The sequence below is a fragment of the Chryseobacterium takakiae genome (genome assembly GCF_900129385.1).
GTDB lineage: Bacteria > Bacteroidota > Bacteroidia > Flavobacteriales > Weeksellaceae > Chryseobacterium > Chryseobacterium takakiae.
The window spans coordinates 154384-179367 of sequence record NZ_FQVO01000006.1 but is presented as its reverse complement, the minus strand read 5'-3'; the positions used below and the strand labels follow the sequence as shown (position 1 = coordinate 179367).

The 24984-nt window shown below is 37.2% G+C and carries 20 protein-coding genes; 8 read left to right on the top strand and 12 right to left on the bottom strand.

Annotated elements, in window-relative coordinates; translation table 11 throughout:
- Positions 1-43: 43 nt before the first annotated feature.
- Genes BUA76_RS09845 through BUA76_RS09835 form a run of 3 tightly spaced genes read right to left on the bottom strand, consistent with a single transcriptional unit; the run spans position 44 to position 5563 of the window.
- A complete protein-coding gene (locus BUA76_RS09845; RefSeq protein WP_072884635.1) occupies positions 44-1111 on the bottom strand; it encodes a SusE domain-containing protein in 1068 nt (355 codons plus the stop codon).
- A gap of 18 nt (positions 1112-1129) precedes the next feature.
- Positions 1130-2689, bottom strand: a complete 1560-nt coding sequence (locus tag BUA76_RS09840; RefSeq protein WP_072884634.1) for a RagB/SusD family nutrient uptake outer membrane protein — start codon at positions 2687-2689, stop codon at positions 1130-1132.
- 12 nt (positions 2690-2701) lie between these two features.
- Positions 2702-5563 carry a SusC/RagA family TonB-linked outer membrane protein gene (locus tag BUA76_RS09835; RefSeq protein ID WP_072884633.1) on the bottom strand — a complete coding sequence of 954 codons (2862 nt, stop codon included), beginning with the start codon at positions 5561-5563 and terminating at the stop codon, positions 2702-2704.
- Positions 5564-5891: 328 nt separating this feature from the next.
- Here BUA76_RS09835 and metG point away from each other — a divergent pair, with 328 nt between their 5' ends.
- Both metG and BUA76_RS09825 read left to right on the top strand, forming a co-directional pair.
- Positions 5892-7928, top strand: coding sequence for a methionine--tRNA ligase (gene metG / locus BUA76_RS09830; protein WP_072884632.1), 2037 nt, complete (start codon positions 5892-5894; stop codon positions 7926-7928).
- Positions 7929-8000: 72 nt separating this feature from the next.
- A complete protein-coding gene (locus tag BUA76_RS09825) occupies positions 8001-8651 on the top strand; it encodes a hypothetical protein (protein WP_228408476.1) in 651 nt (216 codons plus the stop codon).
- 47 nt (positions 8652-8698) lie between these two features.
- Here BUA76_RS09825 and BUA76_RS09820 read toward each other — a convergent pair whose 3' ends face one another.
- The 5 genes from BUA76_RS09820 to BUA76_RS09800 form a co-directional block, all read right to left on the bottom strand.
- The gene (locus BUA76_RS09820) at positions 8699-9403 is read right to left on the bottom strand and encodes a class I SAM-dependent methyltransferase (RefSeq protein WP_072884630.1); all 705 of its coding nucleotides are present in this window, start codon (positions 9401-9403) and stop codon (positions 8699-8701) included.
- Positions 9404-9732: 329 nt separating this feature from the next.
- Positions 9733-11325 carry an MFS transporter gene (locus BUA76_RS09815; protein WP_072884629.1) on the bottom strand — a complete coding sequence of 531 codons (1593 nt, stop codon included), beginning with the start codon at positions 11323-11325 and terminating at the stop codon, positions 9733-9735.
- Positions 11326-11525: 200 nt separating this feature from the next.
- Positions 11526-12653: an HlyD family secretion protein gene (locus BUA76_RS09810; RefSeq protein WP_072884628.1), complete on the bottom strand. Its 1128-nt coding sequence runs from the start codon at positions 12651-12653 to the stop codon at positions 11526-11528.
- A 21-nt stretch (positions 12654-12674) separates the two neighbouring features.
- Positions 12675-13985: a TolC family protein gene (locus BUA76_RS09805; RefSeq protein ID WP_072884627.1), complete on the bottom strand. Its 1311-nt coding sequence runs from the start codon at positions 13983-13985 to the stop codon at positions 12675-12677.
- A gap of 89 nt (positions 13986-14074) precedes the next feature.
- Entirely contained in the window at positions 14075-14920 is an 846-nt protein-coding gene (locus tag BUA76_RS09800) for a helix-turn-helix domain-containing protein (protein ID WP_072884626.1), read from the bottom strand.
- A 69-nt stretch (positions 14921-14989) separates the two neighbouring features.
- Here BUA76_RS09800 and BUA76_RS09795 point away from each other — a divergent pair, with 69 nt between their 5' ends.
- Complete coding sequence (locus BUA76_RS09795; RefSeq protein ID WP_072884625.1) at positions 14990-15463, top strand: Mpo1 family 2-hydroxy fatty acid dioxygenase; 474 nt, start codon at positions 14990-14992, stop codon at positions 15461-15463.
- 123 nt (positions 15464-15586) lie between these two features.
- Here the strand turns inward: BUA76_RS09795 and BUA76_RS09790 are convergent, their stop codons facing one another.
- Positions 15587-16654 carry a DUF2891 domain-containing protein gene (locus BUA76_RS09790; RefSeq protein ID WP_072884624.1) on the bottom strand — a complete coding sequence of 356 codons (1068 nt, stop codon included), beginning with the start codon at positions 16652-16654 and terminating at the stop codon, positions 15587-15589.
- Between the two features lie 129 nt (positions 16655-16783).
- Between BUA76_RS09790 and BUA76_RS09785 the strand changes: the two genes are divergently transcribed.
- The gene (locus tag BUA76_RS09785) at positions 16784-17647 is read left to right on the top strand and encodes a DUF4349 domain-containing protein (RefSeq protein WP_072884623.1); all 864 of its coding nucleotides are present in this window, start codon (positions 16784-16786) and stop codon (positions 17645-17647) included.
- Between the two features lie 288 nt (positions 17648-17935).
- Here BUA76_RS09785 and BUA76_RS09780 read toward each other — a convergent pair whose 3' ends face one another.
- The 3 genes from BUA76_RS09780 to dnaA all read right to left on the bottom strand — a co-directional run bounded on the left by BUA76_RS09780 (position 17936) and on the right by dnaA (position 20715).
- Positions 17936-18634: an SAM-dependent methyltransferase gene (locus BUA76_RS09780; protein WP_072884622.1), complete on the bottom strand. Its 699-nt coding sequence runs from the start codon at positions 18632-18634 to the stop codon at positions 17936-17938.
- An 80-nt stretch (positions 18635-18714) separates the two neighbouring features.
- Positions 18715-19164, bottom strand: a complete 450-nt coding sequence (locus BUA76_RS09775; RefSeq protein ID WP_072884621.1) for a low molecular weight protein-tyrosine-phosphatase — start codon at positions 19162-19164, stop codon at positions 18715-18717.
- A gap of 96 nt (positions 19165-19260) precedes the next feature.
- Positions 19261-20715: a chromosomal replication initiator protein DnaA gene (gene dnaA, locus BUA76_RS09770; RefSeq protein WP_072884620.1), complete on the bottom strand. Its 1455-nt coding sequence runs from the start codon at positions 20713-20715 to the stop codon at positions 19261-19263.
- Between the two features lie 138 nt (positions 20716-20853).
- On the opposite strand from dnaA, the gene BUA76_RS09765 reads away from it, so the two are divergent.
- The 4 genes from BUA76_RS09765 (at position 20854) to BUA76_RS09750 (ending at position 24961) form a co-directional block, all read left to right on the top strand.
- Positions 20854-21264, top strand: a complete 411-nt coding sequence (locus BUA76_RS09765) for an acyl-CoA thioesterase (RefSeq protein ID WP_072884619.1) — start codon at positions 20854-20856, stop codon at positions 21262-21264.
- 11 nt (positions 21265-21275) lie between these two features.
- Complete coding sequence (gene pheA / locus BUA76_RS09760; protein ID WP_072884618.1) at positions 21276-22124, top strand: prephenate dehydratase; 849 nt, start codon at positions 21276-21278, stop codon at positions 22122-22124.
- Positions 22125-22215: 91 nt separating this feature from the next.
- Positions 22216-24405, top strand: coding sequence for a DUF2339 domain-containing protein (locus BUA76_RS09755; protein ID WP_072884690.1), 2190 nt, complete (start codon positions 22216-22218; stop codon positions 24403-24405).
- 112 nt (positions 24406-24517) lie between these two features.
- On the top strand, positions 24518-24961 hold the full coding sequence (locus tag BUA76_RS09750; RefSeq protein WP_072884617.1) for a hypothetical protein: 444 nt from the start codon (positions 24518-24520) through the stop codon (positions 24959-24961).
- Positions 24962-24984 lie beyond the last annotated feature (23 nt).

Sequence of the window (24984 nt, the reverse complement as noted above, 5' to 3'; positions counted from 1 at the left end):
TGCTGCTTTTCAGCAACACTTTGCTATGTAAAATTTCATTAGGTTATTTTTTAATGAAAATATATCTGCCATCTAAATCATTGAAATAGACATCATAATTACCAGCTTCATTTACAGGAATATTAGCACCACCAGACGTTCCCACTCCGGAAAAAGGAGTATTGCTTCCCCAATTTGCCCCCCAATCATTATTAGCTCTAAATTTTGCTTCTCCTACAGTAAGTGCTATATTAATAATTTTCCATATATGAGGATTAAAGGTAGATGCCACCATATCCTGATCACTATTCCAACCGTCAGGAGTTGAAGATCCAATGATGCCAATAGTCGGATAAACATTTCCAGAGGTCGAAGGTGCTAATGTGTATGTTTTTAAATTAATATCGATTTCGAAACTGTAATATCCAGCAGCAGGTATACTAAATACAGCAGGCTCATTGGAACCATTAGGGTTGCTCGATGAAACTGCACTTCCATTTACTCCCCATTGCGGGTGCCATTCTCCAAGTTTTTCTAATACTTTAAAAGATCCTGCAGCAAAATATCCTCTGAAGTAAAATTTATTAACGTTAACGGGATCTCTAAAAAGTACAGGGTTATTGTTATTATTATTCCAACCAGCTTCTGTAGCATCGCCAACAAGGTATAGGTTTTTCAGATTAACAAAAGGTGTTACTTTTAATGATACAACATTAGAATAATAATTGGTATTTTGACTAAAAGATGTTCTAAGTCTTATTTCAACATCTGTCTGCTCTCCTGCTTTTGCTCCTAAAGCTATTAATCTATCGTTAAAAGCTTTATGCGCTAACGTAAACATAGCAGGATCTGTAATTACAGATATTGATTCTGATTTACTAAAATTTGTACCTTTTAAAGCTATTTCAATAAAATATTGTGGTACGACCGACAAATCAAATTTAGGAATAGTATATGTAAACTTTATTGCTTCATCTGCAGGTGTTGTGTTATCAAGTACTAAAGAACTTTTATTAGCAGAGATATTTCCTTTGGAGACTTCATTCAAAACTATTTTATCATCTTCTCTTACACAAGAGAAAACAAATAAAAATAGTATTGAGGTTAACAATATATTAAATATTTTTTTCATTTTAGTTTCTTTTTAAAATTAATAACCAGGGTTCTGTGTTAAATTAGGATTTGATTGTAATGCTGAACTTGGAATCGGGAACAGCTTGTAGTTGTCGGAAATAGATGTCCCGTTTTTCACACCACCTTTCCATGGCCATAAATAGCTACCACCTGTGAATTTCCCAAATCTTATAAGGTCTTGTCTTCTCATACCTTCGAAATTAAGTTCTCTTGCCCTTTCGTCAAGAATGGTATTTAGGGTAATAGAAGTTAACGGTGTAGCACTTGATCTGGCTCTAACCTGATTGACATAAGTTAATCCTTGGGAAACGGTAGTTCCTGTAGCTCCTCTTAATGCACATTCAGCATACATTAAATAAACATCAGCCAATCTGAATAATGGGAAATCTGTTGATGAGAATTTAGTTGCACCACCGTTTCCATTAGAATCTTTATTCCAAAATTTATCTGACGGTAATCCATCAGTCCATGCTTTATAGTCATTCATTTCCCAGTTGTGACCTTGAGTCCAGAACAATTTTGCTCTTTTGTCAGTACTTGCCTGAAGATCTGCAACACTATTTCCGAACAGACCGTACCAAGCTTTTGTAGCTCTGTGGCCAGCCCACCCTTCTAAAGCGCCGAAATTTGCAGGCACCATAGTATCTGTACTCAGACTACCATTAACAAGATAAGTGGTATTTCCAAAACTTTGACTGGAAACTGCATCTGCAAGAAGCGGGAAAATTATTTCTTTAGATGTATTGTTATCAGATGAAAAGTTTTTTCTGATATTAGACTCCAGCTGATATCCTCCTTCATTGATAATTTTATTGATATAGGTTGCAGCATCATTATATCTTGCTGTTCCTGTATACACTTCTGCATTAAGATACAATTTAGCCAAAAGCATTCTTGCACAGGATTTGTTTGCTCTACCGTAAGAGTTTGCTGCAGGTAAAGTAGACTCAATTGCCAAAAGTTCACTTTCAACATAATTGAAAAGATCTTTTCTCGAAGTTTCCGGTAAAAGTGCGGTTGTATTAAAGTTATCATCTTTTACCAATACCCCTTTTCCAAAAAAATCAATTAAGTAATAGTATGATAAAGCTCTTAAAAATCTTAATTCGTCAACAACCTGATCTTTATTTGCATAATTAACCTGGCCACTCTTCATGATTAGAATTAAATTAGTAGCCTGCGGAATCGTATAATAGATTCTGTCATAAACATATTTGAAGAATTTATTATTGGATGTCCAGTTTGAAGTCGTTGTAAGCTGATCCAGCCCATTATCTCCCCATCTGTTCTTCATATCATCTGCAGTAAAATCCTGAAGATTTACCAAACCTCTTACAAACGGAGATTCTCCAGGGTCTGCACCTGAGATATCGGATTTATCCGGTCCTTCCACACTCGAAAGGGCAAAACTTGCATATAATCTTGAAAGCAATCCTTCTACCGCGTTAGGATCAGCTGCCAAAAGGTTTTCCAAGGTTAATTCTACTTTAGGCTCTGTATCTAAATCGCTAATACAAGCTGTATTCACAGCCAGAAACGTGAGAAGAGTAAGTACTTTATATTTAATATTTTTCATTTTAGTATTTTTTTAGAAATTAAAGTTAAACCCAATTGTATATGTTCTTGGTCTTGGATAAAAATTATTATCAATTCCGTTAAAATTTTCAGGGTCCTGGCCTGAATAATTGGTCCATGTGTAAACGTTGTTTACTGATGCATATACTCTTACATTTGTACTTTTAAATACATTTTTAAATAAATAACCAACTGTTACATTATCCAGTCTTAAAAAAGAAGCATCTTCCAGGAAGTAATCTGAGAAATATAGATTATCGGAAAGAGTAAACGGAGAATCTGCAGTAGATACCAGAATGTTATTTAAACTCTGTGAGTTTTGAGGTACTGTATAACTCTTAAATCCTTGAGCAAGTTTTCTTGTGTTATAAATCAATCCTCCTATCTGCCCTCTGAAAGCTGCATTCAGATCCCAGTTTTTGTAGGTTAATGAGGTGCTGAAACCATAAGTCCATCTTGGTCTGATCGCTTTGTAATATCTATCACTTTCATTAATGATTCCATCATTATTTTTATCAACATAAACATTATCAAGTGGTCTTCCGTTTGAATCATATACCTGCTCTAAAACCCATGCAGAATAAGGCTGATAACTCACAGCATTATTGGCAATTTTCACACCGGTTCCGATAGGCAATGTACTGGAGTTATCAGGAAAATAACTTACATCTCCAAGATCTAATATTTTAGAATCATTGTATCCGAAATTACCCGATACCGACCAGTTTACATTTTCATTTTTCACAGGAACTACCGTTAAATTCAATTCAACTCCTTTGTTCTCCAAAGAACCTACATTCTCAGTGAATTCGTTTGTTAAACCTTGTCCTGATGGCAAAGGTACTTTTGCAAGAAGATTAGTGGTTTTTCTCGTATAAACATCTATACTTCCTGATAATCTATCCTGTTTGAAGAATGAGAAATCTATACCTCCATTCCATGTATCCGTTGTTTCCCATGTAAGTCCAGGGTTAAATGCCAAAGCACTGTAGGTACCCACACCCGGAAAATACTGAGAATTTGATCCTCCGATTGAAAAGTACGGACTAGAAGGATAAAATCCTGCAACGCCAACAATATCTGCGTTACCTGTTCTCCCCCATCCTAATCTCAATTTGAGGTCGTTTACATTTGAGGAACCTGTAAAGAAATCTTTATTAACTTTCCATGCAAAGCCTACTCCCGGGAAATAGCCCCATCTTTCGCCTTTCTGAAATAATGATGAAGCATCTGCTCTGAAGTTTAATGTAAATAAATATTTATCATAAAAGTCAATATTTGCTCTTCCAATGAAAGACTGTAGATTTAATACATTATAATACCTGTTATTAGGATTCAGGGCAGTACCCGGATTCGGAACTCTTAAACCTGTTGCATCATCATATCTGTAATTATCTTTGTATCCGTCATTTTTAAAGTTTTGGTAAGAATACCCTCCCTGAATAAGGAAATGGGATAAAAAGCCGGAATATTTTTTTTCATACACCAAGTAGGCATCCATGGTCTGGTTGACAATATTCTGGTGTTCTGCATAATCTACACCCGGACTGAATACGTAGTCATTAGGAGCTACAGAATTCTGAGGATTTCTGTATGTTGCAATGGCATTTTCACCATAAACTGTTTTAAGATTAGATCTTGATGCTTCCAATCCTAAATTCACGATAGCTCTTAAATCCGGTAAAAAATGGAATTTATAATTAATTTCTGCATTTCCTAAAAATTTGGTAATCCTCTGTGGAGATTCTCTTTGCAAAAGAATGGCTAAAGGATTGCTCTGTCCCTGAATAAGGTATTGATTTCCAGTCAAAACAGTATTTTGGTAATATCCTCCGAATCTGTTATATGCTCCCCCCGACAAACTTGTTTGAGAAAGATAAACTGGAAGTGTAGGATTCATATTAACAGCTCCTCCGATTGCTCCTCCATCGTCAATAGCATTAAGTTTCGAAAATAATCCTTTTAAACTGAAATCAATTTTCAAATGATTATCAAAAAAGGTAGGAGTAATATTTAATCCCGCTGAAAATCTTTCGTAATCACTGGTTTTTACAACCCCTTCTGTTCTATTATATCCTAATGATAGCCTAGTTGGGACTTTATTAAATAAGCTTCCGGAAATACTCAGGTTATTATCTGAAGATACCGAATTTCTATAGATCGCTTTTTGCCAGTCTGTATCATATATAGTTCCCGCCTGGGTAGGATTAGAAGAATTTCCTCCAACACCCAATAAGTAATTATAATCGGGATAGTTCTGGTTAATAAAGCTTTTAAACTGATCGGCATTCATTACGTCAACATATCTTGTGACCGTACCTACCGAAACATTTGTGTTCAGACTTACTCTCAGCTTTCCACCTCCTCTTTTGGTTTTAATGATAATAACCCCATTAGAACCTCTGTTTCCGTAAATTGCCGTAGCAGAAGCATCTTTTAAAATTGAAAAAGATTCAATATCATTCGGATTAATCAAATTCAATGGATTGGCAACTCCAGCTGGATTATTGGTATCCAAGGGAACACCGTCGATTACAATCAAAGGATTGTTGTTGGCACTGAAAGAAGATCCGCCTCTAATTCTGATGTTTGGTGCAGCATCAGGAGAACCGCCTGAATTTGTTATTCTCACACCTGGAGCCTTACCCGTTATCAATTGATCGGCAGAAACAATTGCCCCTTTGTTGAAGTCTTTTTCAGAAACTGCTGTTATTGATCCCGTAAGATCCGTTTTCTTTTGCTTACCATAACCAATGAGTACCACTTCTTCAATTTTTTTCTCTTTAGTCGCAGTATCACTGGTTTGCGCATGAATCATTGCACTTGCCAATAGAAATGCAGGTGCAATTTTTAATACCGTTGTAAAATTTCTCACAATATTATTTTTTATATAGTTACTTTTTTCATCATACTGGCGTGAGCCTTCTGCAATTTAAAAAAAAAACATAATTATCTTAAATTTTTTAAAAAATTTGTTAAAATTATGTAAATTAAACCATGAATTAATATTAATACATTAATTATCAGTACATTAATACAAAATATGCATCGCATAACACAATATTAAATTAACAAAAAGTTAAACATCAGTTTAACTAAATGTAATATCCGATCGTATTAATAGACTACAAAATACTTTAAAAGTGGTACCGTATACTATTCCGGAGATATTCGTTATCTTTGCAGACTAAAACTTACTATAAATGTCGAACAGAAAGATGATTACGGCAGCCTTGCCTTATGCAAACGGGCCGGTTCATATAGGACATTTGGCAGGGGTATATATTCCTGCAGATGTATATGCAAGATTTCAGAGAAGATTGGGAAAAGACGTAGCGTTTATCTGTGGTTCGGATGAACACGGAATCCCTATAACCATAAGAGCAAAAAAAGAAGGAGTCACACCTCAGGATATTGTAGACAAATACCACGAAATCATTAAAAAGTCTTTTGCGGATTTAGGAATTTCATTTGACGAATATTCAAGGACTACTTCAAAAAATCATTATGAAACCAGCCAGGATTTCTTTAAGGTTCTTTATGAAAAAGGAAAGTTCACGGAAGAAATGTCTGAGCAATATTTTGACGAGCAGGCCGGAGAATTTTTGGCCGACCGTTATATTGTAGGAACCTGCCCGAATTGCGGCAATGAAAACGCATACGGCGATCAGTGCGAAAGATGCGGTTCTACCCTCTCCCCGTCTGAGCTGATTAATCCTAAATCAATGCTCAGCGGAAATGTTCCTATCCTAAAGGAAACAAAAAACTGGTACCTCCCGTTAAATGAATATGAAAGCTTCCTGAATGAATGGATCATTGAAGGTCATAAAGACGACTGGAAGCCTAACGTTTACGGACAGGTAAAATCATGGCTGAATGACGGTCTGAAACCTCGTGCCATGACCAGAGATCTGAATTGGGGTGTTCCGGTTCCGCTTCCCGGCGCAGAAGGCAAAGTATTATATGTATGGTTTGATGCACCCATCGGCTATATTTCTTTCACCAAAGAATGGGCAGAGAAAAACGGGAAAGACTGGAAAGACTACTGGCAAAGCGAAGCTTCTGATCTTGTTCATTTTATCGGGAAAGATAATATTGTTTTTCACTGTATTATTTTCCCAAGCATGATGAAGGCACACGGTGATTTCATTATGCCCAAAAATGTTCCTGCCTTTGAATTTCTGAATCTTGAAAACGATAAAATTTCAACCTCAAGAAACTGGGCGGTGTGGGCACACGAATATGTGGAAGATTTCCCGGGACAGCAGGATGTATTGAGATATGCTCTTCTTTCATCGGCTCCGGAAACCAAGGATAATAATTTTACGTGGAAAGATTTTCAGACGAAAAATAATTCTGAGCTGGTAGGAATCTTCGGGAACTTTATTAACAGGGTTGCCGTTCTGATTCATAAATATTACAACGGCGTTGTTCCTCAAGGAGATGTAAATGCATCTGAATTACAGGAAATCAGCAAATCGGCTAAAGAAATTGCAGGATTTTTAGAAAACTATGAATTCAGAAATTCTTTAAGTGCCTTAATGAATTTAGCCCGTTTCGGAAACCAGTATCTGCAGACTGAGGAGCCGTGGAAAACCATTAAAGATAATCCTGAAAAAGCAGCACACTCATTATTTGTGGGTGCTCAGATTGCAGTGGCTCTGGCTCAGCTGTGTGAACCGTTTATGCCTTTCAGCTCTGAGAAGCTTTTAAACATGTTTAATGTCCATAAATCAGACTGGAATGATATTGAAACAAAATCTGTTTTAATTGAAACCGGTCACCAAATCAACGAAGCATCCCTTCTTTTCTCAAAGATCGAAGATGAGGTGATTGAAGCCCAGATTCAGAAATTAGAACAGACCAAACAGAATAATAAAAAAACCAATCCAAACGCCAACCCTATGAAAGAGGAAATCACTTTTGATGATTTTACGAAAATCGACCTGAGAACAGCCACAATTCTGGAAGCTGAAAAAGTGGAAAAAGCAGATAAATTATTAAAGCTTACTGTAGATACAGGAGTTGATGTAAGAACCGTTGTTTCAGGGATTTCGGAAAGTTTTACGCCGGAAGAAGTAATCGGAAAGCAAGTGATGATCTTGTTAAATCTTGCGCCGAGAAAAATCAGAGGTATCGAGTCGCAGGGAATGTTGTTATTAACGACTAAACCGGACGGAAAGCTATCTTTTGTAACGCCGGACGACAGCAATGTAGAAAACGGTATTGAGATTGGGTAAATAAAGCCAAACCTTCAAGGTTTTAAGAACCTTGAAGGTTTTTTATTATTATATATGGTCAGCAAAAATGTTTTGAGAAAACTCTCTGATGCCGAATTGGAGAGATACTTCATTCCCGGAAACCGTTTTACCCCTGAAGCCGTTGAGGCAGCCTTTGAAATCCTAACGGAAAGAGGCCGGCTTTTTAGTGAATCCGAAAAAATTTTCATTCGTGAAATGATCCTGGCTAAAAAACAGCAAGATGAAACCCGTACAAACCAGGAAAAAGAAGTCTGGAAAGACTATATTACCACAGACCCTTCTGCTATAAAGCTTTATTCCCGCAATACAATTCTGATCATTTCCTTAGTTTTTGGTACCATTCCGGGATCCATTCTATTATTTTTAAATCTGGTCACAGTAAAAAGATACACCGCTGCTGCTTTAACTTTATTAATTGGTTTTGGATTTTTCTTTTTGCAGCAGTATATTTTATCAACAGCCCCTCATGACGGGAGATTTAACACAAAATATAATCTGGAAATAGGAATTCTTGCACTGGGAGCCGTATTATTATTGGTTATGTCAGTAGTCGCAATGCCTAAAAAATTAGCATATCAAGCAAAATCACCGATACTTCCAATCGTTTTGTCCGTACTTAGCATCATCATGTATATCCTTTTCAAAGAATCATTATCAGGATATCCTATTATGTCAGTATTTAGATTGCTGGGAAGTTTTTAAACGAAATTAAATAGATAAATAATGCTCAACCTTCAAGGTTTTTATTTTTATATCTTAGTCAGCCTCGCCAGATAAGCATCTTCATCCTTAAGCAATTTTTCGATCTTAAAACCATTGTTTTCCGCTGCATTTTTTAATGTATTAAAATCAAGATACAGCCATTTGATAGGATCTTCGGATTCTCCTTTATAATGAACGATATAATCCAGTTCACCGTAATACCCTTCTGCCGGAATATAAACCCCGCCATCTTCATCCCGGTCAAACATATACAAAATATCGGTACTGTCGATCAAGACCTGTCCGTTTTCATTAAGGAGCGAGTAGAGTTTTTTGAGATAAATATCAATTACCTGAAGGCTTTGGAAAATCCCGGTTCCGTTCATTAATAAAAGAATTGTATCAAAAGTTTCACCGGAGAATTGCAGCATATTTTCAGCCACTGCTTTTTTTATTCCTCGCAATTTGCAAACCTCAACAGATTTTGGTGAAATGTCTAAGGCCGTTACGTCAAGATTTCTTTCATTCTGAAGGTACAAAGAATGCGATCCTGCTCCGGCTCCTATATCCAGGACTTTTCCGTAGGACAAATCCAGAGCTTTTTGTTCGATTTCATTCATTTCTTCAAAATCGCGAAAGAGATATGCAACTGGAAGTTCATCCAGTTCGGAAATTGAAGTTTCGGTCTGCAGATCCTGAGGATTTTCCTGATGGTAATAATCCCGGATCGCCTTTCCCATAAGGTCTTTCATAGTGCTAATTCTGACTGTAAAGATAGAAGTTTTTGATGTATTTTCAGAATACTAATTTAGATAGGATATTTCTAATATTATAGAAAACCTTAGTCCGTATAAAAGGTGCAAGGATTGTATCAACCTAAAGAATCATCCTGTTATGCACGGTCAGTACTTCATAGATCGGGCGGTCAACGCACCTTCAACAGTACGTCAGCACCGCAGTAACAAAAAGCAGCGAATTCGGCCAAAAAACCACTTTTAAAAGATAATCCGGTAAAAAATGCAAAGCTCCATTCTATAAATAAAATGAAGCTCTGACTGAGTAAATGAAAAACAAGGTATCGTTACAACACAGGTCCTGCTGCGTCTTTTATTTCTTCTAAAAGTTTTCTTCTTTCACGGAGCCTTCTTCTGGCAATCACCGATTTACCCGTAAGCATTCTGATAAAACGCATAGAGACGAAACGTTCTTTTCCGAAATGATGGGTAAAAACATAGATCAAAACACCCATTCCGGCCAGAATAATGTATCCGAATATTTTTTTGGAAGCGATGATAATGGCATTCAGCTGAATCAGCTTTAAATTACCTGCCACATTCTGCGGTGTTACCGTCATTCCATCCATATAGACTGCAAGATCACCAACCGCCACTACTTGAAAACGGTACTGAAACCAGGAATACAAGGCAGAGAAAACACCCACTGCCAGAAAGGTTCTCCATACCAGAACCAGACCGATTGCGGCAAGCATATCATCCATCTCAAGCTTATCCAGGGTGTAAAACCAAACGGAAATGAACAGCGCTCCCATTCCAAATCCTTTCAGGAACATCGGGAGATACCAGTAATCATAGCTGAATTCCAGCACCATAGAAAAATACATAATAATGGCATATGCCAACATGGCGGCAAACCCCAAAAAGATGTACATTTTCAGCGGGATTTCTTTTTTAAACCAGACAATAGCCATTATACCTGCAAGAACCAACCCGGGAATCATTAAAAGATTCAATTTGGCATTGGTGAGCTGATCATATCCTAAAACCCCTACTGCAAAAGTATTCTGAATGGATGTTGTTCCTAAAAACATACCCAGACATAAAAGCATAAACAATCCGTGCTGCACATTATTTTTAGCGAAAATTTTAAAAGATAAATAAGGTCTCTTTAAAGTCTGTTGCCTAATGGCAAGCAATGCAAAACTCACGAAAGCCGCAATTCCGGCATTGATGATTTTGGTTGAATGAAGCCAGTCCTGCTGTTTTCCAAATGAAAAAACATACGCTGAAAACATAAAAGTAGCCACAAAAAGCAATACACTGAGCCAGTCTATATAATGCAGGGGAACTTTTAAGGCAAAATATTTGTCGTGCATAAAAACCCAGTGCAGCAAGGCCAGTATGAAACATCCAACTGCAGCGATGATATAAAACTGTTGCCAGTTGTAACGTATTGAAATATCAACAGCATAATAAGCTGCGACCTGATTGAGCACCAGAACAAAAGTATAAAATGCCCCGTAAAATATTCCGCGGTTGCCGATCATCGCCATCAGCGGAAGAAACAGCTCTATCGTTACCATCATTTTTAAAAACCCGATCACCAGTGAGCTGAACACAAAGATCATAGGATCATAGGTTGTGGAATTCAGGTAACTTAATAACCCTAAAAGCACCAGCAAGACCGTCATTTTATCACGGACCTTAAATCTCATTTTCATCCTGAGAACAATCGGCATACAGGCACCCATTCCGATGGTTGTGGCGTAATTGGCCCATATGAAATATTCTGTCATGGCACCGGTTCCGTTTACGAGATAGCTGATGTTTCCTGTATATACACCTCCCAACGGCATTACTACGGCAAGCAGCAATACGATAAGAAGAAGCTGTAGCGGTTTGGGAACCCAGTCGTTGTATAGTCCTTTGTTGTACATAGATTTTGTATTATGGAAGTGAGAAGTTGGAAGTGAAAAGTAAGAAGTGAGAAGTTAAAAGTGAAAAAGTAAAATTATAAAGGTTCAAGAGGTTTGAAGTAAGAAAAATGTATAAAGACTCGAACAGATTTTATGAATTTACAATCTGTACTATACTTGGTCTTCTCACCTCTCACCTCTCACTTCTCACTTCTCACTTTTCACTTTTCACTTTTCACTTTACTCACTAAATTCACATTCATTCCCGCGCTCAGTTTGTTGAGATCGGCTTTTTTATTAGACTCGGTAAATTCTATCCTCACCGGAATTCTCTGCTGCACTTTAATAAAGTTTCCGGTAGAATTATCGGTCGGCACGCTGGAATATCTCGATCCTGTTGCCGCAGAAATTGCCGTTACCACGCCTTCAAACTGTTTTCCGCCCAACGCATCCACAGTCATCATCATTCTTTCTCCTATTTTAACATCAGGCATCTGGCTTTCCAGAAAATTGGCAGTGACCCATTTTTGCCCGTTTAATACAATGGTGGCTACCTGCTGTCCGGGCTGGATCAGCTGACCTTCGGAGATGGTTCTTCGTCCCATTACACCATCATAAGGTGCAGTGATTACCGTGTACGAAAGATTAATCTTCGCCATATCAAGAGCCGCTTTTGTTCTTTTAATTTCGGCATCATTAATTCCTAATTTGCTTTTCACTTCTGTTGTAGAAAGGCTCGCCGAATGCTTCTGGTTGATTAAAGTTTCATACGCTGCTTTCTGAGCATCATATTCAGTTTTTACCTGATCATATTGCTGCCTGGTCACCGCTTCGGAAGCCAAAAGATTTTTATACCGGTTGAGATTCTGCTCTGCATTCCAAAGCCTTGCTTTTGCTCCGGCAATATTGGATTCCATAACACTGACATTGTTGGATACTGTATTAACAGAAGAACTGGTAGCCGTTCTCTGGGCAAGAGCGTTCTGATAAGCTGCTTCTGCCTGGCCAAGCTGTGTAAGAATTTCACGGTCATCAAGAATAACCAGGGTATCTCCTTTTTTTACAGGCTGATGCTCTATAAATTTAATTTCTTTGATGTATGCAGAAACTCTGGTGTTGATAGGATTAATAAATTCTTCCACCTGAGCTGCTTCCGTATAGGTTTTATCACCTACATGGAAATATTCCCGTACCAGCCAGAATAGCCCGAAACCGATTATCAAAAATACAATGATATTGGAGATAATTGCTCTGATCCTGTTCTTTTTATTTTCTTTTTTCTTCGCTGCAGCGGTGGTCTGTACCGGTGCCGAAGCTGTATTCTGAATATTTTGTCCCTTGTTTTCCATTGTTATATTTACCTTAAAAAATTATAATGTCCCTGTTGATTTCCGCAGATTGTAATATTGATACAGCACATTGATCTCTGCATTGGCATAATCTAATTCCGACTGTAATTTCTGATTCTGCGCATCGATCATTTCCGCCTGAACCGCAAGCTGATTAAGGTATTTTGCTTCCGTAATCTTATAGTTTTCTTCTGCTAATTTTTTAGCATCATTAAGAATCTCTGCCTGCTGAATTGCTTCCTGATATTTGATATAAGAAGCATTTACTGCCATATCTACATTCTGCTGTGTTAACGTAACCGCATCATTGGCTTGGTTTTTCTGAAGCTCTCCCAATTTTACCCTTTCTTTGGTTTTATATAAATTATCAATATTATAGCTGAGGGAAATTCCGGTTTGCCATCCTCCTGAATACATATCCAGAACAGGATTTCTGGTGGTTATCGGTCTCTGCAAACTATATCCTCCAAATCCTGAAATGGTTGGTGCCTTATCCGTTTTAATGATTTCGATATTTTTGTCGGCAACATTCACGTTGGTTTGTGCCGACTTTAGCAGAGGATTGTTGTCATGGGCAAGATTCAGATAATAGTCAATACCAATTCCTGATTCTTTGTTCTCCAGACTTTCAACGGGAACGATTTCCGTATCCGGAGCTAATCCGAGGGCAATATTTAAATTATAATTAAGAATCTTTTTATTGTTGGCTAATGTAAGAATGCCCTGATCCAGGTTCTTGATCGCCAACTCCCCACGGATCACTTCATTACGGGTCACCATTCCCTGCTGATAAAATTTCTGAATATTCTTAAGCCTTTCCTGAGCCAGCTTTTTGTTATTCTGAAAAACCTTCTCCTGATTTACGATTTTATAAACATCCAGATAATTGGACATCACCAGAATTTTCACATCCTGTTTGTTTTTCTCCAGATCAAGCTCAGAAAGCTGCTCGCGAAGACCCGCCATCTCAATAGATTTATTCACCAGTCCGCCTTTAAAGATCAGCTGGGTTGCCTGAACCCCATACGAACTTCCATAATGAGGCATCGGAACGTTGGCAGAGTTTGAAAAATCTTTATCTATCGCTACAGCATCACCCAAATAAAACTGACTTGTAGAAGCGGTAATATTCGGGAGTTTCTGCAATTTTACAACATTTGTATTCTGTTTTGCGATATCAATATTCTGTGCAGAAACTTTCAGCTGCTGATGGTTCTGTAGCGCAAGTTCTGCTACTTCATTTGCCGTCATCTGTTTTATTTCCTGTGAAAAAGACAGCGCAGGAAAGACTGCTATCATTAATGACAGCACTGTTTTTATATTCTGTACCATTTTACCTTGTTTTACGAATGCAAAGTTATGGCACCTCCAGACTCAAACAAATGTTTGAATTTTGGAAAAAGATGTTCAAATGTAAGATTTTAATTTTCGAACTGGTTTCTATACTGTGTCGGGCTCTCGCCTAAATGTTTCTTAAAAAAATGAGAAAACGAATATTGATCACTGAAACCCAGGATAGAAGAAATTTCGGATACCGGCTTACTGGAGGAGTTCAGAAGCACCTTTGCTTCATTGATCACAATTAAGGCAATGATCTCACTGGCCGATTTGCCGGTAACCGTTTTAACGACTGACGATAGATGTCTGGTTGTAATCGACTGCCGTCCTGCATAAAACTCTACACTTCTTTCAGTTGTATGATATTTAGCCACATCATTCAGAAAAACAAAAACAATTTCTTCCTGTCTTGACATCTGGTTCATGGCACTGCTGTCTTCTTTGGAAATAATTCCGGCCATTTGGTAGCAGAATACGGAAAACAGATGTTCCACAATCTCTTTTTTATAGGTCATTTCCGTTTCAGAATCTAGCATATATTTTAAGAAATTAACGCTTTTCCATACGACTTCCATTTCATCGGCATGAAAAGGAACGCCGATGTTCATCTGCTGACGAAAATACCGGTATGTAATTAATCTGTTGAATTTTAATGATAAAGCAGAAATAAATTCTCTTTTATAAGATACCATTCTGGATTGAAAATCATCGCTCACCGAGATCATTTCATAGACCGTCTGCGGATCTGTAACCATGAACATATTGGCGGAAAGTTCCAGATCCCGAAAATGCTGTTTCAGCTTGATCGTTCCAGATTTTATAAAGATAAAGGCAGGATTTTCAGGACGGAAAGGTTTGTCGACAGCAATTCTCTCGAAAATATTATGTTGTGTAAAAATTTCAACTCCGAATTTTTCTAGGACAGACATAGAACAAATGTAAGCAATCTGCTGAGTGATTACAAAAATTTATTATTTTAGTGTGTCCAAATTACAGCTATGAGAAAAATTGATTTGCTTTTTGCAGAATACAGTGAAAGCCACAGGAATTCTACCAATAAACTGATCCACTGGATCTGTGTTCCGTTGATTTTCTGGAGCATTTTAGGATTTATTTCCCTTATTCCGTCAAAGTCGATCGGCTTTATCTACATCGGTGAAATTAGTTACGTGAGCTTTACAGCCATCGCTTTGGTTACCATCTTTTACATGAGGCTTTCGTTTGTTGTGAGCATCATCATGTTTATTCTGATGGTGATTATGGAAAGCTTTGCGTATGGAATCAATATACGTTTTAAAGAAAATTCATGGATCGTTTACTTCTCGGTCTTTGTAATCACCTGGATTTTCCAGTTTGTGGGCCACAAAATTGAAGGAAAAAAACCATCTTTTCTTAAAGATTTACAATTTCTTTTAGTCGGGCCAATCTGGCTGCTGAGTTTTATCCTTAAAAAATTGGGAATCAGATATTAAATATAATAATTGATGATTGATGATTGATGATTGATGATTGATGATTGAAACTGATGATTGAAGATGGGAGCTAGTTTTTAAGCTACATAACTTCACTCTATCAGCATCACGCTTTAAATGGGATTAATCTTCCAGAGCGTACACTGCGAAACTTGCCAGCCAGTGATCGCCGCCATAATTTCCCTGGAAAAGCAATGGAAGCCCGTTGCTCAGGAATACGGCTGCTGTTTTCTGAAATTCCTTTTTTAAATGATGATTATCGGGAAGAGATTTTGCAATTCCTTTCATGCACCACGCCTTCGAAAAAGATAAACCAACTAAATGTACCGTCTGATAATCTGAGAGATCACTCACAACGGGGATTTTTTCTATATTTTGAATACTGCGTTTCTCATAAAACGTATCCAGCCATTGTACAAACTCTTTCTGTGGTAAAACCCTTCGCATTAAATCTGCTATTTCGAGGCTCGGAGAAAAGAAATCTGATCCGTCCGGTTCAAGATAGGCAGGCGTTTTTTCATCTTTTAAATAAAAATATTTTGCTTTTTCAATCAGCTGATTTTCAAATTCCTTATCTCCCGCCGACCTTGCCCAGTCCACCGCGAAAGCCATGGCAAAAGCACTGTTAGGGTGAACACCCGTTCTGTTCGGATAAGTTTGTTTTGGAAGATAGGTTTTCCAGGCCACAAGAATCTTATCTGTTAACGGTTTAAGGTTCTGATGCCATATTTTTGCTTTAGGATGATTCCATGTAGTGAGCTCTTCATCGAGCTTAAGAAGCCACGCCCAGCCATAGGTTCTTTCAAAAGTTCCGGTAAGCTGATATTTGGTAAAATAATCTGCTTCTGCCTGCAGATTTTCTTTGCTGAATGATTGATCCAGCGTATTTTCAATGTCTTTTGCAATGGAAAGTCCCGGCTTTGTTTTTAATAAACGAACCAGCATCCAGTGTCCGTGTACAGAACTGTGCCAATCGAAACAGCCATAAAAGCTGGGATGCAGTGCTTTCGGACTTAAAGGAACTTCATTTTCATTGTTGATGATATGTGCGGTTTTATTCGGATATTCCTGAGTAATGCAATGAAGCGGCTTTTCGGATAATTTTACGGCCACCTCATCGGTAAGTTTCGGAACTTCCTGGGCAAATAGTAAAAATGGAGAAAAAACAATAGCTAAAAGACTTTTTTTCATGGACTAAAAATATAAAATTATTTCAATCTGCTTTTAAAATAATTGGTTAAAAAAGAGAAAAACCGATCATTGCCGTTCTGATAAAATTTTCAGTACACTTTTTGCTGTGATTCAATCAAACTTTTATCCATGAAAAAATTACTGATCCCTTTATTCTGTTTATTTCTTATACATTGTAAAAAAAATGAACCGCAGGCACTTAATGCCAATATGGCTGATATCATCCAGGAAGATAAGGTAGCAGGAGTCAGTGCCCCAGTTTCAGTGTCTGAAAAAATGATGCCTCCCAATCTGGAAGTTGGTTCTGAAAATTCGCCTTCGCAGAGTAATACAATTACCAAGAAAATTATCAAAAACGGTGAAATGAGAATTCAGGTTGGCGATATCAAAAAGGCTCAGGAACAGATCAATTCCATTCTTAAAAACAACAAAGCGTATATTCAGAAAGAAGAGTTTCAGAATACGGATACCGATGAAAATTTAGATATTATCATAAGAGTTCCTCATCAGAATTTTGATGCATTGATCCATTCTTTTTCTAATGGAATAGGTTCTGTCCTGTCAAAAAACATTTCATCCAATGACGTAACGGAAGAATATACTAACGTTTCCATAAAACTCGGAAACAAAAAAATCTATCTTGAGAAATACCGCGACATGCTGCAAAGCGCAAAAACAACGAAAGACATTTTGGAAATCCAGGAAAATATTCGTGCTCTGGAAGATGAAATTGACATTGCGGAAGGCAGGCTTCGTTTTATTGATGACCGTGTAAATTACAGCACTTTAAATCTGAGTTTATACAAAGAAAAAATCAGAAGTTCTGCGACATCGAAAATTGGTTTTGGAAGCCGGTTCGGCGATTCGGTAACGGAAGGCTGGAACAGTTTTGTAGCTTTCTTGTTGGGAGTCGTTTCGCTTTGGCCTTTCTTCCTGCTGATTCCTGTGGTTGTTTTCCTTTGGAGAAAATGGAGAAACAGGAAGAAAAAATAGAGGGTAAATGCCTGTTAATAAAAGTCTCTACCAAAAGACTTCGACAAGCTCAGTCTGACACTGTTTTAAAATAACTAGCATGCATAATACTTAGGTATTCTCTATTATAAAGACCTTGAAAGGTTCAGTCTTACACCACTACATAACAACAGTTAGTATTAGAGATATCATGCTGAGACAAGAGTTTATCCTGAGCTTGTCGAAGGAAAGCATCTTTTAACAAATATAGAAATCAAATTTGACCGTAAATCTGCTCGATCTGCAAAATCAGCGTGAGATGTAAATTTTCTATTTCCCTAAAACAAAAACCGCCGGAATTTTATGCAGTTCCGGTTTCTGTTTCTGCCATTCTTTTATGGTTTTGGTTTTGATGAATTCATGCTCCGGATCGTTGATATTGGCAGCAATGCACAGCTTTGTATTGGGAGATAAAAACTTGATTAAATCTTCAAAAAGTTGATTATTGCGATAGGGGGTTTCCATGAAAATCTGCGAATAACCTGTTTTCTGAACAAGGTTTTCCAGATGAAGGATCTGTTTCTTCTTTTCACCTTTATCAATCGGAAGATAGCCGTTGAAGGTAAATTCCTGCCCGTTGAAACCGCTCGAAATCAACGCCAGAATGATAGACGAAGGACCCGAAATAGGAATCACCCGAATATTCTTTTCGTGACACCATTTTACCATGAGACTCCCCGGATCTGCAATACAGGGAAGTCCGGCCTCAGAAAGCAATCCAAAGTCCTGCCCTTTCAGCATCATTTCCTGCGCTTCTTTAATATCCGCGTTTTCAGTGTACTTATCCAGCAGAAAGAGTTTAAGATCAGATTGCTTCTTTTCGGGGGCAAAGAATTTTACCACTTTTCTTGCGGTTTTTTCATTTTCCACGAAAAAGTAATCGGTCTGCATGATATAATCTTTTATCACTGGTGAAAAATGACTGATAGAAGTATTTTCCGAAAGATAAGCAGGAAGTAGAAAAAGCATTGTTTTATTTTTTAGTCTTTCTTAAAGTTTAAAATTTTAGATGTCCTGTAAAATTGACATCATTAAGCAAAGGTAAAGCTTTATGCCGGAATTTGTTTTAAAATAGCTTCACAACCACGATCCAGCAATTGAAAAACTTCTTCGAACTCTTTCATATCTCCCCAATACGGATCCGGAACTTCAGCATGTTGATGATCGTCCAGGATTTCCAGAAATAAGGAAACTTTTTTTCGCTGGTCTTCGTTTCTTGCCTTGGAAACTACGTCTGCCAATACATCTACATCCATGCAGTAAATTTTATCAAATTTTTCAAAATCTGCTTTAGTGATGGGTCTGGATCTCTGTTGGGAAATGTCAATTCCGTGGCGGGCTGCGGTTTGTATGGCTCTTTTATCGGGGTGTTTCCCTTCGTGGAGTGAAATGGTTCCTGCAGAATCTATATAAAAATTATTGGGAGCTTTCGCTTTCATAATTCCCTCGGCAAGCGGACTTCTGCAAATATTTCCGAGACAGACCATCAGTATTTTCATGGCGGTATTGTAATAAAATTAAATTCAGACAAAACTAAATAAAAAATGAAGAATAAAATTTATTCTCCATTTTCAATATTTACATTAAATAATTTCTTATTGCTTAATTCTTTCGGATAATTCCTTAACGTATTTCTTCACCTCTTTATCGATTTTAGAAACATCTTTAATTGTTTCGCAGGCATACATTACTGTTGAATGGTCTTTTCCTCCCATTTCCTCACCTATTTTAGTAAAGGTTGCATTCGTAAGCTCTTTTGCGAAATACATGGCGAGCTGCCTTGGAAGCGCGATTTCTCTTTTTCTTGTTTTGGATAAAAGCTGTTCTCTTTTGATCCCGAAATAATCGCAAACCACTTCCTGAATATAAGGAATATTGATAATTTTCTTCTGGTTCGCTGCAATCTTGTTGATGGTATCCTTTAATAATTCAAGACTTAAATCTGATTTATAAATGGTAGAATACGCAATCACGGAATTGATCACCCCGATGAGTTCTCTTACATTTGTTTTAGCTTCTGATGCCAAGAAATCCAGCATATCTTCAGTAAGGACGATACCATCTCTGCTTAGTTTATCAACGATAATCTGTTTACGGGTGCTGTAATCCGGAGATTTAATTTCTGCGGAAAGTCCCCATTTGAAGCGGGAAACAATTCTGTCCTGAATATCCATGATATCAGCCGGAGCTTTATCAGATGTCAGGATAATCTGCTTTCCATTCTGGTGAAGATAATCGAAAATATGGAAGAAACTATCCTGGGTTGCAGATTTACCGGAAAGAAACTGGATATCATCAATAATCAAAACATCCACCATCTGGTAAAAATTGGCAAATTCTGTCTGTTTGTGGGCTTTGGCAGCCGAAATAAACTGCTGGATGAATTTTTCAGAAGACAGATACAAAACTACCTTATCCGGAAACTGGCTTTTCACTTCCAGTCCTACCGCCTGGCCAAGATGGGTTTTTCCTACTCCGTATCCTCCATATAAAAATAAAGGGTTGAAAGCTGTTGCTCCCGGTCTTTTGGCAATAGATCTTGCTACGGTTGCCGCAAATTTATTGCTCTCTCCTTCTACATAATTATCAAAAGAGAAATCCGATTTTAAGTTGGAATCAATATTTACTTTTTTGATTCCCGGCACTACAAAAGGATTGACGATATTGGATGAAAATCCCTGAGGCATTGTTTCCTGAACTTTAGGTGTAGGAACGGTTTTTCCTTTCATATTCATGGTAACGGGCTTTTCTAAACCGGAAGGCTTATTTTCCATCACCGAATACCATAATTTTACACCTTTTCCTATATTTTTCTTCAGGGCAGCAGAAAGCAAGGACAGGTAGTTATCCTCAATATATTCCTTGTAAAAATCACTCGGGACCATTAATGTAAGATTGTTGTCAACCAAAGAAATTGGCTGTACTTTATCAAACAGTAAATCGAAAGATTTTTCAAGTTTTTTAAGATCAGAATTGTCTTCAGCAGCGTTTAGATTATCGCGCATGAACTGAAGGCACTTCTGCCATGTCAACATTAAATTTTCATTCATAATTTATGCCCCGATTAATTCTTAGTTAGTATTGTTTTATAGAAGGAAGACAAAGGTCTAAATTTTTTATTTCAAAAAAAAATATTGCGCTTATTGATTATTTAAAAATATATTTGTATGTATATATAAGCAGGAATAATGATACACACAAAACACTCATTACGAGTACGTTACGGAGAAACAGACCCCATGAAATACGTTTACTACGGCAATTATGCAGAGTACCTCGAAATTGGCCGGGTAGAACTTTTCCGCAGCATCGGAATGTCTTATAATGAGATTGAAAATCAAGGAATTTGGCTGCCTGTTTCAGAGTATAAAATTAAGTATTTGCGGCCGGCTTTTTATGATGAAGAACTGGAAATCCACACCTATGTTAAAAAAATTCCGGGTGTGAGAATTGAATTCGAATATGAAATTTTTAACGAAAAACATGTTAAAATTACAGAGGCTTCTACCACACTTTTTTTTCTTGACGCTAAAACCAATAAATTAGTGAAATGCCCGGATTACCTCATGGAACTGATTAAAGAAAACTGGAAAGAATAAATTAAAGAATAATGAAGATTGCATTTTTGGGCCCGGAGGCCAGTTTTACACAGCTTGCAGCGATTCAGCTCTTCCCGGAAGAAGAGCTTATTCCTCAACCCAACATTCTCGACTGCTTTAAAGCGGTAGAAAAAGGCGAAGTGAAAAAAGCCGTTGTCCCCCTGGAAAATTCTATCGAAGGAACAGTTTCCATGACACTGGATTACTTATACAAAACACCCGGAATAAAAATACTGGCTGAAGCAGTAATGCCGATTGCCCATCATCTTATGGTACATCCTGACTCACACTCAGGATCTGTTAAGAAAATTTATTCTCATCCGCAGGCCTTAGCCCAGAGCTTTCATTTTCTGGATACGCATTTCAAAGAAGTTCCAAAGCAGGACTTTTCTTCAACTGCCGCCGCGGCAAGATATGTCTCAGAAAATCCGGATAGAAATTTGGCAGCCGTTGCCAATCAGTTTGCAGCCAATCTGTACGGACTTAAAATTATCCATCACAATATCCATGACTTTGAGCAGAATCATACACGGTTTATTATTATTTCCAAAGATCCGGAGAGCTATGAAAATGAAAACCTGAGAGTTTTAGGTGAAAAATCAGGATTGCTGGTTACCCTTCCGGAAGATCATGCAGGAGGCCTTCATCAGGTATTATCGGTATTTGCATGGCGAAAAATGAATCTCAGCAAAATAGAATCGAGAACGCTTAAAACCGGACTGGGTAATTATTTCTTTTTCATCAACGTGGTTGGAAAATGGGAATCTGCACTTCACCATAATGCTCTGGAAGAATTAAAAGCGCTGCATGCTGAAACTTATTTCCTAGGCAATTACAAAGAGTTTGGATTAGAAAGTTAAAATTTTAGTTTATCTAAAAGAATTTACCATTACAGATCATCTTTTGCTTGTAAACATTTGATTATATTTGAATAACATCAATCCGGAAAAAATGTACATCCTGATCATCATTTTATGTATCATCATTATTATTCTTTTCAGCAGCCTGAATAAAAGGATCAGGAGCCTTGAAAAAGAAATTTTGAAAATCAGGGAAGAACAAGACGGAAACCGCACAGAGGAAATAAAAAATCTTCCGGAAAACCCACTGTTGCCAGCAGCCGAAGAGATTATTGAAAAAGAGGAAAAGCCCTGCGAAAATAACGATATCGAAGAGGAACCAGCCATAAAGATAAGTCCCGTTTTTGAATTTTTACAGCAAAATGCACTGGCGATAGCCGGGATTTTCACATTGGTTCTGGGAATCGGGTATTTTGTGAAATATGCGATTGACAACAACTGGATTGGCGAAATTTCAAGAGCAGCAATAGGTTTTGCAGTAGGTGCGGGAATAATCGCTATCGGGCATTTTCTGAGAAAAAATTACGCCGTTTTCGCTTCCATTATCACAGGGGGTGGTATTGCCGCACTCTATTTTACGACAACCATTGCCTTTCGGGAGTATCATCTGTTTTCGCAGAATGCAGCATTTTCAATTACATGTTGTGTAACATTGGTTTCCCTATTTCTTTCCTATTATTATAAAAGTGAAATCCTCATCATTTTTTCGCTGTTCGGAGGATTTCTTGCGCCATTGATGATCAGTACCGGACAAAGCAATTATCTGTTTCTGTTTACTTATATTTCCGTCATCAATGTCGGGATGCTTATAATTGCCTTTCTTAAAAAATGGAAAAGTATTGGATGGATTTCATTTGTTTTCACCAGCACTTATCTTTTTTACTGGACGTTTGCAAAGACAGAAATCAATGCAGTATATTTTTATGTAATAAGTTATATTATTTTTTACGCATTTGCATTACAGAATTATTTCACGCAAAAGAAATTATTGCCTGCTTATATTCTAATGCTTATTCTGGTGAACTTGACAGCCATTATCGGGACGGTGTTTATTTTCAAACAATTACAATATGATCCTATTATTCTTTTCCCGACAGGATTTGCTTTACTCAATGGGATTCTGCTGTACAGAGAACATAACGAGAAAAGATTGGATACTGCTCATTCGGTATTTTCAGGAATTGTAGTGAGTCTTATTACCATCGCTTTCGCACTTCAGTTCAGCGCTCATTTAATCACCAGTGTCTGGGCTATTGAAGCCACACTTCTTCTTTTCATCTGGAAAAAGACCGGTCTTCGGATCTTCAGAGGCTTTTTTCACATCCTCTTCCCCCTGGTGATCATTGCCCAAGTGATAACCTGGGCTGAATATATGGATGCAAAAGATCTACGCATTATTTTCAACCCTGTATTTCTAACGAGCCTGGTCACCGTCTTTACCATTTTTATCAACCTTAGACTGCTCAAAAGAATGCAACAGAAACCAAAAGACAGCTTTTTTGAAAACCTGTTTTCGGCGGTAAGTTATGGGGTTTTTTATGTTGCGATGTTATCAGAAATTATTTATCACATTTCGGAAGAACCACTGATCATTATTTTCAGTATCGGAATGCTTTTCAGCCTGTATTTTATTTTCATCATTCTGCTTTTCGGAAGAAAACTTGAGATCGGAAGAATGCTTGAAACAGGATTATTGTATATCTTTTTCTCCCTGATTATTCTGAACACCATCATCGCCGGTTCCGGAATCATCACCCATATTATGATGAAAAATATTAACCTAAACTTTTATTTCATGTATGGGACATACCTGCTTCCCTTAATCTGTATGATAATAAAAATTATTCCCCATTCATCTTTTTTTAAAATAAAGCTTTCTTATTGGCTTCTTGTAACCGCTGTTGTAATCGCTGTAAGCATGGAAGCAAACCATATTTATCTTTTAATACGCTCGGAAAATATCGCCGACATGAAAAAACTTCAGGAATATTTTGTTCTTCTTTACCTTCCGATTATCTGGGCCATACTGGCAAGCATTTTTATTTATAAAGGGTTGAAAACCGATGCCAGAGAATATGCAAAGGCAGGATTTACCTTATTGGGCATCACCATTATCAAGCTTTATTTGTATGATGTCTGGAAAATGGATAATGTTTCAAGGATTGTTGCATTTATTATTCTCGGTATTATTTTGCTGCTCAGCTCTTTTTTGTTCCAGCGACTGAAAAATATAGTGGCAACCATGGTTGAAAAAAAGCAAGAAACAGATAAGACAAACTGAAAAATGGTTTATTTTTAATGATTTGATTAAATTATTGTAAAATTTTCTTTACGCTTTCTAAAAAATAACTATATTTATCAAGTTTTTAACAGATACTTATTCCAAAAACATTATGAAAAAATTGCTCTACTCCTTTTTATTATTGTCTTCTGTCACGTTATTTGCTCAGAAGAATGCTTCTACAAAATTTGCAGTAGCTGATGATATTGTCGGAACAGTAGATATGTTTACTGCCAATCATAAAAATGCTATTCAGAGTACACAGACTTACAAATCTGCGGCAGAACTTCCGCAAAATCTTAAAAAATACAGCTTTATCGCTGCAAACGGTTTGGTAGTATACAAATTAAAAAGCGAGGAAGGAGCGATTGACAGGATTCCACTTTCTGAACTCAATGTGTATTATGGCCTTGCCAAAGATACACCCGTATTTATTGATGGCTATGAATTTAAAAACAGCGATACAAAGGTTTTCGGTGATATCCTGAATAAAATGGAAGTTATAGATAACCATGGGGCAAAAGCCGTTTCTATCACTACTGCTGCTAAGAAATAATTTTTAAAATTAAAATATAAAGA